At 69.8% G+C, this 14,999-nt stretch carries 11 protein-coding genes; 4 read left to right on the forward strand and 7 right to left on the reverse strand.

Annotation, left to right across the window (positions count from 1 at the left end; translation table 11 throughout):
- Positions 1 to 5: 5 nt before the first annotated feature.
- The gene (locus LJ657_RS16095) at positions 6 to 2,966 is read right to left on the reverse strand and encodes an AfsR/SARP family transcriptional regulator (RefSeq protein ID WP_232649292.1); all 2,961 of its coding nucleotides are present in this window, start codon (positions 2,964 to 2,966) and stop codon (positions 6 to 8) included.
- Between the two features lie 83 nt (positions 2,967 to 3,049).
- On the reverse strand, positions 3,050 to 4,561 hold the full coding sequence (locus LJ657_RS16100) for an APC family permease (protein ID WP_232649293.1): 1,512 nt from the start codon (positions 4,559 to 4,561) through the stop codon (positions 3,050 to 3,052).
- A gap of 181 nt (positions 4,562 to 4,742) precedes the next feature.
- Between LJ657_RS16100 and LJ657_RS16105 the strand changes: the two genes are divergently transcribed.
- Complete coding sequence (locus tag LJ657_RS16105; protein ID WP_232649294.1) at positions 4,743 to 5,360, forward strand: Uma2 family endonuclease; 618 nt, start codon at positions 4,743 to 4,745, stop codon at positions 5,358 to 5,360.
- Here LJ657_RS16105 and LJ657_RS16110 read toward each other — a convergent pair.
- Positions 5,338 to 6,168, reverse strand: a complete 831-nt coding sequence (locus tag LJ657_RS16110; RefSeq protein ID WP_232649295.1) for a diacylglycerol kinase family protein — start codon at positions 6,166 to 6,168, stop codon at positions 5,338 to 5,340. The genes LJ657_RS16105 and LJ657_RS16110 overlap by 23 nt on opposite strands.
- Before the next feature lie 195 nt (positions 6,169 to 6,363).
- Here LJ657_RS16110 and LJ657_RS16115 point away from each other — a divergent pair, with 195 nt between their 5' ends.
- Positions 6,364 to 7,647 (forward strand): adenylosuccinate synthase, encoded by a 1,284-nt coding sequence (locus LJ657_RS16115; RefSeq protein ID WP_232649296.1) that lies wholly within the window; start codon positions 6,364 to 6,366, stop codon positions 7,645 to 7,647.
- A gap of 163 nt (positions 7,648 to 7,810) precedes the next feature.
- Positions 7,811 to 9,631, forward strand: coding sequence for a bifunctional metallophosphatase/5'-nucleotidase (locus LJ657_RS16120; protein ID WP_232649297.1), 1,821 nt, complete (start codon positions 7,811 to 7,813; stop codon positions 9,629 to 9,631).
- 57 nt (positions 9,632 to 9,688) lie between these two features.
- On the opposite strand, the gene LJ657_RS16125 is transcribed toward LJ657_RS16120, so the two are convergent.
- Entirely contained in the window at positions 9,689 to 10,555 is an 867-nt protein-coding gene (locus tag LJ657_RS16125; RefSeq protein WP_232649298.1) for an NAD(P)H-binding protein, read from the reverse strand.
- Positions 10,556 to 10,737: 182 nt separating this feature from the next.
- On the opposite strand from LJ657_RS16125, the gene LJ657_RS16130 reads away from it, so the two are divergent.
- Positions 10,738 to 11,031: a hypothetical protein gene (locus tag LJ657_RS16130; protein WP_232649299.1), complete on the forward strand. Its 294-nt coding sequence runs from the start codon at positions 10,738 to 10,740 to the stop codon at positions 11,029 to 11,031.
- A 1-nt stretch (position 11,032) separates the two neighbouring features.
- On the opposite strand, the gene LJ657_RS16135 is transcribed toward LJ657_RS16130, so the two are convergent.
- The 3 genes from LJ657_RS16135 to LJ657_RS16145 are packed head-to-tail and all read right to left on the reverse strand — an operon-like array spanning position 11,033 to position 14,996.
- A complete protein-coding gene (locus LJ657_RS16135) occupies positions 11,033 to 11,683 on the reverse strand; it encodes a putative DNA-mimic protein (RefSeq protein WP_115906817.1) in 651 nt (216 codons plus the stop codon).
- Positions 11,684 to 11,739: 56 nt separating this feature from the next.
- Entirely contained in the window at positions 11,740 to 14,295 is a 2,556-nt protein-coding gene (locus tag LJ657_RS16140; RefSeq protein ID WP_232649300.1) for a dolichyl-phosphate beta-glucosyltransferase, read from the reverse strand.
- Positions 14,292 to 14,996 carry a GntR family transcriptional regulator gene (locus LJ657_RS16145; protein ID WP_232649301.1) on the reverse strand — a complete coding sequence of 235 codons (705 nt, stop codon included), beginning with the start codon at positions 14,994 to 14,996 and terminating at the stop codon, positions 14,292 to 14,294. Before LJ657_RS16145 ends, LJ657_RS16140 begins: the two co-directional genes overlap by 4 nt.
- Positions 14,997 to 14,999 lie beyond the last annotated feature (3 nt).

The raw sequence follows: 14,999 nt of genomic DNA on the forward strand, positions 1-14,999 counted from the left end.
GGCGGTTACGCCTCGTCGGAGCCCGTCCGCCGTCGCCGCCCGAGGTCGTCGAGAACCCGGGAGATCCTCGCCCTGTTGGCCTCGGTGTCGGGAAGGGCGGTGCCCCGTTCGAAGAAGTCGCGCGCCCCGGCCAGGTCCTCCTCCGCCGCACCCTGCCAGATCAGCCGATGCCGTATCGCGATCTCCGACGCGGTGCCGGTCTGTTCGTCCAGCACCGCGCGTGCCCGGCGGCGGAGTTCGGCGGCCGCCTGCGGGTTGCCCAGGTCCGCTTCGGCCGTGGAGAGTCTGCCGAGGACGGCTGAGTGCAGGGGGACGTCGCCGAGACGCCTGGCCAGGTCCTCGGCCTTTCCCAGGGGGCCGACCGCTTCGGCGGGTCGGCCGAGGTCGAGTTGGAGACTTCCCAGGCGGAGCAAGGTCTTGCCATGGAGCCTGGGACTGCCCGACTTCTCGGCGAGGGCGATCGCCTCCAGATAGCGGTCGTGCGCCTTGTCGTGCTCGCCGAGCTGGTGGTGGATGTCGCCGGCGCGGGTCAGGATCGAGCCGGTCAGCCAGTCGTCATGTTCCAACTGCCCTGCCAGCCGGGCGACTTCGGCGAAGTGCGCCATGGACTCGGCGATCCGCCCCTCCAGATTGGCGAAGGTCCCGAGCCCGGCCGCGGCCCTGGCCCGCTCATGCGGGTCGTCGGCCCGGCGGCTGATCTCCAGCGCCTCCGTGAACCAGGTGCGGGCCTGCCGATAGCGGCCCTGCAGCCCGTACATGATGCCCAGGCCCGTGCGCAGTGCCGACTCCATCCGGCGGTCGGTGGCCTGCCCGGCCAGGGGCAGCAGCATCTCCAGCGCGGTGCGGCACTCGTGGAACCGGCCCTGCCGGGTGAGGTAGTCGATCAGGCCCTCGGCGATCCAGCAGGCGTCGTCCAGATGCCCTACGGCCACCGACTGGCCGATCACGTCGACCAGTTCGCCGCCCGCCGCGTCCAGCCAGGCCGTGGCCTCCTCCCAGCCCGCGAAGGGTCCGTTGTCCTGCGGGCCGGTCAGGAAGGACGAGGTGCCCCAGTCGCTGGCGCAGCGGGCGGCGGCCATGTACAGCCGGAACACGCCGCTGCGGGCTGCGGCGATCTCTTCCGGGGAGGCGGCGGCGACCCGGCGGGCGTAGACCGCGACCAGGTCGTGCAACCGGTAGCGATCGGCGGTCACCCGCTGCACCAGACTCGCGTCGGCCAGGCTTTCCAGGGCGCGTTCGGCGTCGGGGGGCGTCCGGTCGAGCAGCGCGGCCAGAGTCAGCCGGTCCAGCCGCACGGTCGGCGACAGGCCCAGGACGCGGAAGGCACGCTGCTCGGCGGTGGGCAACTGGTCGTAGGAGATGCGGAACGCGACCTCGACGCTGCGGTCCTCCACCGCGAGTTCGTCGAGCCGGCGCTCGTCGTCGGCCAGCCGTGCCGCCAGGGATTCCACCGCCCACAGCGGACGGTCCTGTATTCGTGCCCCGACGATCCGCAGCGCCAGCGGGAGCCGGTCGCACAACGTGGCCAGTTCGCGTACGGCAGCCCGCTCTCGCTCGGATCCCTCGCCGCCGGCGATGCGGGTGAGCAGACCCGCCGCCTCGTCGAGGCCGAGAGGGGAGAGCGAGATCCTGCGGTCCGCGTCCAGCCCCGTCAGGCGCCGGCGGCTCGTCACCATCACCATGCTGCCGGAGCCGGCGGGCAGCAGCGGTCGCACCTGGTCGGCGCGGGCGGCGTCGTCGAGTACGAGGAGCAGCCGGAGCGAGGCGGTCGCCGCCCGCCAGGACGCGGCCAGCTCGTCGAGCTCGTCCGGGCCTTCGGAGTCTTCCCCTTCACCGGCACCCACGGCCCGCAGCAGCCGGCGCAGCACTCGTTGCCGCCCCGCTTCCGCCCGGTCCTCGCGGTGCCCGTGCAGTTCCACGAACAGACAGCCGTCGGGGTACCGCTCCCGCAGCGTCCGCGCCGCGCGCACCGCCAGGGCGGTCTTCCCGACCCCGGCCATGCCGTCCACCGCCCGCACAGTGACCACCTGAGCGTCGGCAGGCGCGAGGAGAAGGTCGAGCTCCCGGTCCCGGCCCGTGAAGTTGCCGATCTCAACGGGGAGTTCATGGCGTGCCGGGGGCTTGTGGCGAGCAGGCACCGGAGCTTCGACCGGCTGTCTGGTCACGGGCGGGAGCGCGTCACCGCCGCGGAGGACCGTCTCGTGCACCCGTCGCAGCTCGGGGCCGGGCTCCACCCCCTGCTCGTCCACCAGCCGGCGGCGTACGGCGGCATAGACGTCCAGCGCGTCGGACTGCCGGTTGCCCGCGTGGAGAGCACGCATGAGCAGGGCGGCCAGCGCCTCGTTGTGGGGGTGGGCCGTCGTCAGGGCGAACAGTTCGCCCACGGCCTCGGCGTGCCGTCCCGACCGGAGTTGGCAGTCCACCTTGTCCTGCACCAGCATGAGCCGCTGCTCCGCCAGCCGTAATCGCTCCCCCTCCGCGAACGGCCCGGGGATTCCGGCCAGGGGTTCACCGTGAAACAGTTCAAGCGCCCGGGAGTACGCGTCCACCGCGGCGTCCAGGTCTCCGGAGCCCCTCGCCGAACGCCCTTCGGCGGCGATCTCCTCGCATCGTGTCACGTCCACGCAGGCGCTCCGCGGGGCGAAGCGATAGCCGCCGCGAACGGTGTCGATCACGGAGTCCGCCGAGATCTCTCCCGGTGCATCCAGACGTCTGCGTAACCGGTGCACATAGACCGGGATCACCTTGGTGCCGGTGCCGGGAGGTTCCGGGCCCCACACCCCGTCGAGCAGCTGCTGGCGGCTGACCGTCCTGCCCGGCCGTAGCAACAACGCCGAGAGCAGGGCCTGTTCACGAACCGGTCCGAGTTCCAGATGCGCATCGCCGCGCCACGCCCGGAGCGGGCCGAGCAGAGCTAAACGAAGCTGCTGATTTGCATCTGTGGACAACTCTCGCAAGATCGGCACGCCGAGAGCCTATAAGGCCTCCGGCCGCGCGCGGCGACCACCACAAGACCTGCGCCTGTCGCGTACGGCGGCACCACACGGGGCTACCGCTCCTTCGTCTCCTCCAGCACGGTCCGCCCCAGCAGCGCGTACCGCTCCGGTGCTCGGTGCTTCAGATACTGCGCGTAGCCGATGCCCGTCGCCGCGACCAGGGCCACCAGCCACGGTGTCGCCTTCAGGACCAGCGAGCCGGACTCCGCGCCCGCCGCGACGCCCATGTTGGACACCAGCAGGACGACCACACCGAGCATCGCGATGCCACCGACGAGTGGAGCGGCGAAGGTCCTGAACCAGTGCCGGCTCTCGGGGTGGTGGGTGCGGAAGTAGACCAGCACCGCGAACGAGCACACCGCCTGCACGATCAGGATCGCCATCGTGCCGAGGATGGCCAGCAGCACGTAGAGGGCGTTGTACGGGTCCTTGCCCGCGGCCCAGAACGCGCCGATCAGGACGGCGGAGACGACCGTCTGCACCAGGCCCGCGATGTGCGGGGAGCCGTGCCGGACGTGGGTGCGGCCGACGGTGTTCTTGAGCTTCGGCAGGACGCCCTCGCGGCCCAGCGCGTACATGTAGCGGGCGGCGCAGTTGTGGAAGGCCATGCCGCAGGCGAGCGAGCCGGTGATCATCAGCCACTGCATGACGTCGACGGCCCAGTGACCGACGTAGTGCTCGGTGGGGTTGAAGAAGAGCGCGAGGGGGTTCGCGGAGGAGGCCGCCTTCACGGCCTCCGTCTCGCCGTTGCCGATGATGGCCATCCAGGAGACGAAGACGTAGAAGACACCGACGCCGAGGACCGAGATCATCGTCGCCTTGGGGATGATCTTCTTGGGGTCGCGGGACTCCTCGCCGTACATGGCCGTCGACTCGAAGCCGACCCAGGACCAGAAGGCGAAGAAGAGACCGAGGCCCGCGGACGTGCCCTTGAAGGCGTTGACCGGGTTGACCGGGCCGAAGGTGAAGCCGTGCGGGCCGCCGCCGTGCAGGGCGACCGAGACGGCCATCGCGGCGAGGACGGTCACCTCCGTCCCCAGGAGCACGACGAGCAGCTTCTCGGCGACCGAGACGCCGAACCAGGTGCCCGTCGCGTTGACGGCGAGCATCAGGATCGCGAACGCCCACCACGGGACGGCAAGGCCCGTCTGGTCCTTGAGGGTCGTGGTGGCGAAGGTCGAGAAGATGCCGATCAGGGCCGGCTCGAACACGACGTACGCGAAGGTCGCGAGGAGCCCGGAGGCGAGACCGACGGTGCGGCCGAGGCCGTAGGAGATGAAGCCGTAGAAGGCGCCGGTGGAGGTGATGTGCTTCGCCATCGACGTGAAGCCGACGGAAAAGATTGCCAGGACGACCATTGCGACGAGGTAGCTCGCCGGGGCGCCGATGCCGTTGCCCGCCGAGACCATGAAGGGCACGTTGCCCGTCATCGCGGTGATCGGGGCGGCGGTGGCGACGGCCATGAAGACCACGCCGAGCAGGCCAATGGCGTTGGGTTTGAGCCGGTGAACCGTTCCGTCGCCGTCCGTCTTCGCCGCCGGGGCGACGCCCTCGTCCACTGCCATCGGGTGGCCCCTCTCCTTGGTGGTCCACTGGTGCACTGGACCGGAACTCTGTAGCCCGAATGAGTCGGTCAACAGTGTCGGGGCGTTAAATGTTTGTCAACCATACCTTTAGGCGTGGGCGCGGTGTGATTGATCGGTTACTCTGAGTGGCGGCTGGTCCGCAGCAAGGGGAGGGCGCATCATGACACTCATGGCAGAGCGACCGGTGATAAGCGGCACTGAGCCCGGAGGCAGCTTCGAGGAGATGCTGAACGTCCTCGACGAGTTGAACGTGCCCGACGGCTATCGGGCCGAAATCATTGGGGGGAACATCGTCGTGTCGCCGTGGCTGAAGGCTTACTACCTCAGGGTCATGGAGCTGATCTGTGATCGGCTGCGTCCGTACCTGCCCGAAGGGCACCGGATCAGCGGACTCCCTGCGCTGTACGTGTTCCCCGAGGTCGAGCGTGCGTACGGCCCGGATGTCCACGCTGCCCATGAGTCGACGCGTGAGAGCACCAGCCACCGCTTGGACGGCGAGGCTCTTTCCTTCGTCGCGGAACTGACCTCAACTTCGACTCGCCACGCCGACCTGAACGAAAAGGTGCGGGTCTACGGGAAGGCGGGCGTGCCCGTCTACCTCATCCTCAACATGCAGGATGACGAGGCCACCGTTTACTGGACCCCGTCGGCCCGAGTCGGATACGAGCAAAGCCTGACCAAGCCGTTCGGCGAGAAGCTCTACATCCCTGACCCCTTCGGCTTCGCTCTCGACACCACCGGCTTCGAGGCCCCCGCTAAGAAGAACCCGGCACCGTAAGCCCCCAGGCCCCCTCCCAGACCGTCCAGGTCCGCCGCCGCACCGGCCCCCACACCCCCGCATCCGCCCGGTAGCGGAAGTCAGCCCCGGACACGCTCACGCACCGGCCCTGCGCCCGTAGCGGCGAGGCCTCCGCGCCCACCGACAGGGGCCGTACCTCGACCTCCACCACCCCGGAGTCACCCGGCGTCACCGACACCGCCTCCAGCGGCTGGTCCAGGTCCACAAGCGTCACGCCGTCGACCTCCACCCGCAGCCGGGCGGGCCGGGGGGCGGGGATCGCGGCCTCCCGCGCCGGCACCAGGGTCCGTACCAGGGACTGGGCCGTGCGCAGCCACGGGCGCCCCGCCTCCACCGACGGGGCCTGCCCGTTCACCGACGGGATGCGGAGCGCACCCAGCACCACCCCGTCGCTGTCGTCCACGAGCAGGTCCAGGCGCCGTTCGGACCCGTCCAGGACCGCCCGCGCCGCCGCCACCGCCCCCGTGGGCACCCCCAGGGAACGGGCCACGGACAGCAGGCTGCCCACCGGCACCACCGACAGCGCACATCCGGCCAGCTCCCGCCGCCGGTGCAAAACGGACACCGCACGGACCAGGGCACGGTCGTCCCCGATCACCACCGGCCGTCGCGACCCCCGCCGGGCCAGCGCCCGGGCGAATTCCTCCGGCCCCTCCGGCAGGCACACCTTCGCGCGCGCACCCGCGCTGAGCACGTCTTTTGCGATGCGCACCGACTCTCCGTCGGTCCGCCGGGCGACCGGATCGATGACCACCAACAGCTGATCGGAAGTCGCGGAAGTCACCACCTCGGTCCTGCCTCGCTTCCTCGGGTAGCATCTTTGTGCAAGAGCCCCTTGCGCTATTGCGCCAGGGGCTTCGTCTATTCCGGGGCATCCGGTCCGACGGTTTGCGGCCAACGACGGCCGCGGTGCACGCGGCGGTGAACCTTACGCGTACGCCCCTGACCTTGGACATGCCCCGCCCGGAAGGGGTGTACGCGCGTGCCCGCACTTGTGCTGCTCGGTGCTCAGTGGGGTGACGAAGGCAAGGGAAAGGCGACGGACCTGCTAGGCGGATCCGTCGACTATGTGGTGCGCTACCAGGGCGGCAACAACGCCGGCCACACGGTAGTCGTGGGCGACCAGAAGTACGCCCTTCACCTGCTCCCTTCCGGGATTCTCTCCCCCGGCTGCACGCCGGTCATCGGCAACGGTGTCGTCGTCGACCCGTCGGTCCTGTTCTCCGAGCTGAACGGGCTGAACGAGCGCGGCGTCGACACGTCCAAGCTCCTGATCAGCGGTAACGCTCACATCATCACGCCGTACAACGTGACGGTGGACAAGGTGACCGAGCGCTTCCTCGGGAAGCGGAAGATCGGGACCACCGGCCGCGGCATCGGCCCGACCTACGCGGACAAGATCAACCGCGTCGGCATTCGTGTACAGGATCTCTACGACGAGTCCATCCTCACCCAGAAGGTGGAGGCGGCCCTCGACGTCAAGAACCAGATCCTCACCAAGCTCTACAACCGCCGCGCGATCGCCATCGACCAGGTGGTCGAGGAACTGCTGGCCTACGCGGACAAGCTCGCGCCGTACGTCGCCGACACCGTCCTCGTCCTCAACCAGGCGCTGGAGCAGGACAAGGTGGTGCTGTTCGAGGGCGGCCAGGGCACGCTCCTCGACATCGACCACGGCACGTATCCCTTCGTGACGTCCAGCAACCCCACCGCGGGCGGCGCCTGCACCGGTGCGGGCGTGGGCCCCACGAAGATCAGCCGGGTCATCGGCATCCTGAAGGCGTACACGACCCGTGTCGGCTCCGGCCCCTTCCCGACCGAGCTCTTCGACAAGGACGGTGAGGCGCTGCGCCGCATCGGTGGCGAGCGGGGCGTGACGACCGGCCGCGACCGCCGCTGCGGCTGGTTCGACGCCGTCATCGCCCGCTACGCGACCCGCGTGAACGGCCTGACCGACTTCTTCCTCACCAAGCTGGACGTGCTGACGGGCTGGGAGGAGATCCCGGTCTGCGTGGCGTACGAGATCGACGGAAGGCGCGTCGAGGAACTCCCGTACTCGCAGTCGGACTTCCACCACGCGAAGCCGGTCTACGAGACCCTGCCCGGCTGGTCCGAGGACATCACCAAGGCGAAGTCCTTCTCCGACCTTCCGAAGAACGCGCAGAACTACGTGAAGGCACTGGAGGAGATGTCGGGCGCGCAGATCTCCGCGATCGGCGTCGGTCCCGGCCGGGACGAGACGATCGAGATCAACTCGTTCCTGTAAATCCGTTCTGTCCCCCAGCTGTTGGGCCGGTCATGGACTTCCTTGACCGGCCCATGGCTTGCTCCTGGTTCCGTGCGGAAGTGTTGGGGCGCAACTATCTACGCGGGTAGCCCGCCGCCGTCCCGCGTCCCACTCCACTTCTCTCCAGTTCCAGGAGCCCCGTATGCCCGTCAGTCCGCTGAACCGCCGGGAGTTCGTGAAGAAGTCGGCCGTCACCGGTGCGGCGGTGGCCGCCGCGGGAGCCGTCGGCACCGGCACCGCGGAAGCCGCCGACCCGAAGCCGGCCAAGGCTCCCAAGACCTGGACCTTCTCCATCCTGGGCACCACCGACCTGCACAGCCATGTCTTCGACTGGGACTACTACAAGGACGCCGCCTACAGCGACAAGGCCGGCAATTCCGTCGGTGTCGCCCGTGTCGCCACCCTCATCAAGCAGCAGCGCGCGGCCAAGGGCGAGGAGCACGTCCTGCTCGTCGACGCCGGCGACATCATCCAGGGGACCTCGCTCGCGTACTACTTCGCGCGGGTCGACCCGATCACCGGCAAGGACGGCAAGAAGGGGCCGAAGCACCCCATGGCCGTCGCCATGAACCACATGCGCTACGACGCCGCCGCGCTCGGCAACCACGAGTTCAACTACGGCATCGACACGCTGCGCAAGTTCGAGAAGCAGTGTCACTTCCCGCTGCTCGGCGCCAACGCCCTCGACGCGAAGACCCTGCGGCCGGCCTTCCACCCGTACACGGTGAAGCGCATCTGCGTCCCCGGCGCCCCCGACATCAAGGTCGGCATCCTCGGCCTGACCAACCCCGGTATCGCGCTGTGGGACAAGGACAACGTCAGCGGGAAGATGGTCTTCCCGGGGCTCGTCGAGCAGGCGAAGAAGTACGTGCCGCGGCTGCGCGCGCTGGGGTGCGATGTCGTCTTCCTGACCGACCACTCCGGGCTCGACGGATCGACCTCCTACGGTGACGCCCTGCCGTACGTCGAGAACGCCTCCAACCTCGTCGCCGAGCAGGTCCCCGGCATCGACGCGATCCTGGTCGGCCACACGCACGTGGAGGTGTCCTCCTACACCGTCAAGAACGAGGAGACCGGCGAGGACGTCCTGCTCTCCGAGCCGTACTGCTGGGGCTACCGCCTCACCGTCTTCGACTTCGAGCTCGAACTGCACCACGGGCAGTGGAAGGTGACGAAGAAGACGGCCCAGACGCTCGACCCGAAGGGCGTCGAGGAGGACCCGGAGATCACCAAGCTGCTCAAGGCCGACCACGACCTCGTGGTGAAGTACGTCAACACGGCCGTGGGCACCTGCACCGAGGACCTCTCGGCGGCGGACTCCTGCTGGAAGGACGTCCCCATCATGGACTTCATCCAGGAGGTCCAGATGCAGACCGTGAAGGCGGGTCTGTCGGCGAGCGACGCCGCGCTGCCCCTGATCTCGGTCGCCGCGCCGTTCAGCCGCACCGCCGACATCCCGGCCGGCAGCGTCACCATCAAGGACATCGCCGGCCTGTACATCTACGACAACACGCTCTACGGCAAGAAGCTCACCGGCGCCCAGCTCAAGGACTACCTGGAGTACGCGGCGAAGTACTACCACCAGGTCCCGTCCGGCACGAAGGTCGACACCTCGACGCTGACCAACGCCAACAACTTCTGGGACTACATGTACGACACGGCCGCCGGCGTCTCTTACGACATCGACATCGCGCAGGCGGAGGGTTCGCGCATCAAGAACCTCACGTACAACGGCGCCGCGGTCGCCGACGACCAGGTCTTCGTCGTAGCGGTCAACAACTACCGCGCGAACGGCGGTTCCGGCTACCCGCACATCGCCACCGCCGACATCGCCTACAGCTCGACCAACGAGATCCGCCAGCTGATGATCGACTACGTGACGGCCAAGGGCGCGTTGGACCCGAAGGACTTCGCGGTCAGCAACTGGAAGCTGACGCAGGACGGGACGGCGGTGTTCTCCTAGGCCCTCCCGCATCTGAGGGAGGGGGCGCCCGTTTCGCCGGGTGCCCCCTCGCCCGTGTCACCGCGAGAACGCCACCGCATGCGCCTGTGCCCACTGCGCGAACGTCCGTGCCGGTCGCCCCAGCACCTTCTCCACCGTGGGCAGTACCTCCGCGCCACGGTCGCTCAGCCGCGTGCGCCGCATGATCGCGTCTACGACTTCCGGGGGGAAGCCGTAGGCGGACATGCCCGCGCGGGCATCGTCGTCCGGGAGGGGGCGGATGTGCAGGTCGCGGTCGAGGACGCGGGCGAGGATCGTCAGTTCCTCGGCGGGGGTCAGGGACTGTGGGCCGCTCAACTCGTAGGTCGTGCCTACGTGTTGTCCGGTCTCGGTCGACGTCAGGGCCAGTGCCGCCACCTCCGCCAGGTCCGCCGGGTCGATGCTCGCCGCCGGGCGGTCCGCGAAGGGGACGGCCACCTCGTCGCCCGCGCGGAGCCGGCCCGCCCACTGCAGGGCGTTCGACATGAAGCGGCCGGGGCGCAGCAGCGTCCATGCCCAGTCCCGGGACGGGGCCGTCACCGCCGCCTCCGCCTCCGCGTGCCAGCGGGCGATCACGTCGGAGCCCGCGCCCGCGTCCAGCACGGACAGCTTCACCAGCCGTCGGACGCCTGCTTTCGCCGCCGCGTCGGCGAGGGCGATGTCGTGGGTCGGACCGGGAGCCGTGCCGACTGCCTGCGCCGACATCAGGAACACTCCGCTCACCCCCGCGAACGCCGCGTCCAGGCTCGACGGGTCGTCCGCGTCGCCGTACACCGCCTCGGCGCCGACCGGCAGCCGTGCCTCGGCCGGGCGGCGGGTCATGGCCCGTACCGGGTGGCCGACGGCCGTCAGGCGTCGTACCAGTTCGCCGCCCACGTGCCCGGTCGCCCCCGTCACCAGGATCATCGCCGCCACCTCTCGTCGTGCTCCCAGCCTGCGCTCAGCGGCCGCTCACCGCGTCGGACGAGGGGAGGCGACCTCTCTGCTCCCGGGGGAGTACTGGCAGTGCATAACAGGGCAATGAGCGCATCTCGGGCATACGGTGAAGTTGTACCTGTATGTGCGTCGACCAGAAGAAGGTGAATGCGATGCGCGTACTGCTCAAGGCATCCTTTGACACGGAGAAGGCGAACGACGCCATCCGGAACGGCACTCTGGGGAAGCTCATCGAGGAGTCGGTGGAACAGATCAAGCCCGAAGCGGCCTACTTCACCGCCGAGGACGGCAACCGCACCGCCTACCTGGTCTTCGACATGCAGGACAGCTCCCAGATGCCGGTGATCAGCGAGCCGTTCTTCCTCAACCTCGACGCAAAGATCTCCTACACGCCGATCATGAACTTCGACGACGTGAAGAAGGGGCTCTCCCAGGTCGGGCGCTGACTCAGCTGAAGACGATCATCGACCCCTGCGCCAGGCTCCGCGTCGCCGCCGCGTGCAGGCCCAGCCACACATGGCGTTCGCGGGCGAAAGGGCTGGGGTCGTACGGCGCGGGGACGGCGGGCTCCTCCAGCTCCGTGGGGGCGCGCGGTGGTTCGGGCGGTGCCGGAGGGTTGGCCGGATCTATGCCGATCGACGGGGCCACGTACTCCAGTTCGCGCAGCAGGGCCTGGGCGGAGCCCAGCGGGCCGCCGCCGGCGAGGAGTTCGTCGTTCGACAGGGGCTGGGGGAAGTCCACGGGGACGTAGGCGCCCGCGTGGTCGTAGTGCCAGACGAGGTGCGACTGCTGGGCGGTCGCCTCGAACATCTCCAGCAACTGCTCGTAGTCGCCGCCCAGTTCGTCGACCGGTGTCACCGGCAGCCCGCACACCTGCAGCAGGTAGACGCGGCGCAGGAAGTGCAGCGCGTCGTAGTCGAAGCCGGCCACCGGGGCGACCTCCCCGGACAGGCCCGGCATGTACTGGTACACCGGCACCGGAGGCAGTCCGGCGGCGGCGAGCACGTTGTTGTACTGCGCGAGTTCCTCGGCGAACGGATTGTCGGGGGTGTGGCACAACACGTCGACGAGCGGTACCAGCCACAGGTCACAGGCCAAAGAAGGCTCCTCACACGGCAAGTCGGTCAAGGCAGGGTAATCGGTGTCGCCTCGGGTCAGCTCCCATCGTGCAGGTCCCATACCCACACACCGTCCACCCACTTACCCGGCCGGCCCACAAGTTCGGTGACGGCCCTGCGCAGGGCCTCCTCGTGCGGCCCGGGGGACACGACCAGCGCGCCTGCCTTCCAGTACGTGAGGTCGCGCCGTGCCTGCGCCTGCCAGGTCGCGTCGAGCTTCGGGACCACGCCGGTGTCGGCGACGTCACGCAGCAGGTCGGAGGTGTAGCGGGGGGAGGCGCCGTAGATGCCGATGCGGTCGTCGCCGTAGGGGCCGTTGAAGTAGCCGCCGGGGAGCCTGAAGCCGAGGCCGGCCTGCTGCTGCCAGTGCAGGGCCTCCGCGTCGCCCGCGTCGGGCAGCGGCACCGTGACGAGCGACTCGCCCCTGCGGACGTACGGCTGCCACGCCCCGTCGGTGAAGAAGGCGGGCGTCGCGGGGCGTTCGACCGTCTTCAGCGGGGCCGGGACCAGCGGCAGCAGGGCCAGGCAGACGCCGAGCAGGCCGAGGTACTGGGTGCCGGTGTTGCGGGTCGCCGCCAGCCGGTCCAGCGCGACGGCGAGCAGCATGCCGAGCGCCGGGGCGCAGATCATCGCGACCCGGCCCTCGATGACCGACTCGAACAGCGGCAGCTTGGCGAGCAGCGCCCAGGGGCCCGGGTAGACCTTGTCCGTCATCGGGATGCGGAACTCGGGGCCGAGCGAGAGCAGCGCCGCACCGACCGCCGTGACCGCCAGCGCCTTGACCAGGGCCTGCTCCCACAGCCGTACGACGATCGCGAAGGCGAGGAGGACCAGCGGCCAGCCGTAGAAGGCGTTCTGCTCGGTGGGGTTGGGCGAGAGGGCGTTGGCGCGCTGGGCGTTGCCCGCGACCAGGGAGCGTTCGGCGAAGGAGAGCAGGGCGAGGGGGCTGTTGCCCGAGGTGGCGCTGTGCGGCATGTGCGCGTAGCTCTGCGGACCGGCGAACTGCCAGACCAGGGGGTACGCGACGAGCGGCAGGCAGACCGCGGCCGTGATCGCCAGCCCTCGCAGCAGCGGTCGCCAGGCCCGCCTGGCCACATCCCTGCGGACGACGCCGTAGGCGCCCGCGAACAGCACCAGGCCGATCGCCGTGAGCAGCAGGGGTTCTTCGCCGAGAAAGACCTGGTAGGCCACCATCACCCCGAGAACCGCCCCGTCCCGGACAACCGAGCCCCGGCTGAGCGCGCCCCGAAGGGGCGCGGGGCTGTATCGATCAGCGGCTCCGCCGCGGGGCGCGACAAGCCACGATGGTCCGGCGGACGACCGACGACCCATCCCGGCACACCCCGCGGAGCACAACCGCAGGGCTCGATCGATGATCAGCGGGATCATGAACAGCACAACGAAGTTGGGATGCGCGTTGGCATGGCTGACCATGGGCGGCGCGAACGCCGCCAGCGCCGCACCGACGAAGGCCGCGGACCGTCGCCGTACGACCCGCTTCACGATCAGCCGGTACCAGGCGGCCGCGGTGGCGGCGAGGCCCAGTGTCATCACGACGCTGAGGGAGACCGCCGGGCCCGCCAGGAGGGTGAGCGGGGCGAAGGGGACGGTGAGACCCAGCATGACCGTGTTGGCCATGAGGTTCACGCCGTCCGGGAAGCCCTGCAGGTCGGAGAAGAGGGGGTTGTGGAGGTGGGCGAGGTTGTGGGCGGTGACGTCGAAGAACCACTCCCACTGGTTCTGGTCCTGGAGGGAGTCGGGGAGGTAGCGGTGGTCCGGGTCGAACAGGCGGCCCGAGTACAGGGCCGTCGACATGAGCAGGAAAAGGGCGACGGCGAAGACGTCGGCGGGGCGCAGGGAGCGGGCGCGCAGCCGGGTCAGCTCGGCGAGGACGCGGACGTAGTCGAGGTTCCGCAGTTTCGAGCCGGGCTGATGGGACCAGCGGACGGGGACCTCCGCGACCTGCCGGTCGGCTCGGTGGAAGTGCCGCAGGACCTCGACGTCGATGCCCCAGCCGTTGATCCGGGAGGCGGCGAAGGCCTCGCGGGCCTTCTCGCCCTCGAAGAGCTTGAAGCCGCACTGGGTGTCCCGTATGCCGGGAACGGTCGTGCGGCGTATGAGTAAGTTCCCGGCGCGGCCCAGCAGTTCGCGCACCGGATGCTGCCGGTCCCCGATCGTCGCGCCGGGCACGGAACGGGAGCCGACCGCCGCCGCGTTCCCCTCGCCGATCGCCTTGTCGAGCTGCTCCAGCTCCTCGATCGGGACCGCGAGATCGGCGTCCGTGACCAGCACGCGCCGCCCGCGGGAGGCGGCGACGCCCAGCCGCAGGGCGTTGCCCTTGCCGCGGTTGCGGGGGCTGGTGACGAGCTGGACGCGGGGGTCCCCGAGACCCGTGACGACTTCACGGGTGGAGTCCGTCGACCCGTCGTCGGCGACGACGACCTCCCACTCGCCCCAGCGGCCCTCGTTGTCGCGCAGATAGCGGGTGACGGCGTCCAGGGTCGGCCCGAGGCGCTGCTCCTCGTTGAACGCGGGGATGACGACGGAAAGGTCCACGGCCCAGGAAGGTGTGCTCCTGGCCGGCTTGCTCATCCGTCGTCCGCCAGCCGCTCGATGAGGGCCAGTGAGTGCTCGTTGTACGCGGCGACGATCGCCCGTGCCGTCCTGGTGTCGCGCTTGGCCAGGGCGTCGACCAGGTCGGTGTGGCCGGACCACAGGGCGCCGCGCAGATCGGTCAGCCGGCGCAGATGCTGCGCCGCGCACACCCAGGACTGGACGCGCAGCCGGTTCAGGAAGTCGGCCAGGTAGGGGTTGCCGAAGAGGGTGCCGAGCTCGTGCCAGAAGCGCAGGTCGTAGCCGATCAGCACGGTGAGGTCGCCGGCCAGCGAGGCCCGCTGTGCCTCCTCGCCGCGCCGCCTGACCCCGGAGAGGGCGGCGACGGCACGGGGCTCGTCGTGCGGCGGGAACCGCTCCTGGTCCTTGTCCAGCGCGATGAACATGCCGTCGGTGACCAGGCTGCGGGCCTCGACGATGCCGCGGTAGTCGGCGACCGAGTACTCGTGGACGTGGAAGCCGCGGTGCTGGTCGGCGTCGAGGAGCCCCTGCGCGGACAGGTCGACGAGCGCCTCGCGCACGGGCGTCGCGGAGACCCCGTACTGCTCGGCGATCTCCTTCACCGTGAACTCCTGACCCGGCTGGAGCCGCCCCGCGAGGACCTCGTCGCGTAGCGCGTCGGCGATCTGCTGCCGCAGGGTGCTGCGGGTCACGGAGCCGTTGCCGCTGCTGCCGGGCATGGG

The organism is Streptomyces guryensis (assembly GCF_021261325.1).
Taxonomy (GTDB): Bacteria; Actinomycetota; Actinomycetes; order Streptomycetales; family Streptomycetaceae; genus Streptomyces; species Streptomyces guryensis.

Excerpts from the sequence above, each read along its gene's own strand:
- LJ657_RS16130 (WP_232649299.1), top strand. The coding sequence starts at position 10,738 with ATGCGCGTACTGCTCAAGGCATCCTTTGACACGGAGAAGGCGAACGAC.
- LJ657_RS16145 (WP_232649301.1), bottom strand. The coding sequence starts at position 14,996 with ATGCCCGGCAGCAGCGGCAACGGCTCCGTGACCCGCAGCACCCTGCGG.
- LJ657_RS16100 (WP_232649293.1), bottom strand. The coding sequence starts at position 4,561 with ATGGCAGTGGACGAGGGCGTCGCCCCGGCGGCGAAGACGGACGGCGAC.
- LJ657_RS16140 (WP_232649300.1), bottom strand. The coding sequence starts at position 14,295 with ATGAGCAAGCCGGCCAGGAGCACACCTTCCTGGGCCGTGGACCTTTCC.
- LJ657_RS16125 (WP_232649298.1), bottom strand. The coding sequence starts at position 10,555 with ATGATCCTGGTGACGGGGGCGACCGGGCACGTGGGCGGCGAACTGGTA.
- LJ657_RS16120 (WP_232649297.1), top strand. The coding sequence starts at position 7,811 with ATGCCCGTCAGTCCGCTGAACCGCCGGGAGTTCGTGAAGAAGTCGGCC.
- LJ657_RS16105 (WP_232649294.1), top strand. The coding sequence starts at position 4,743 with ATGACACTCATGGCAGAGCGACCGGTGATAAGCGGCACTGAGCCCGGA.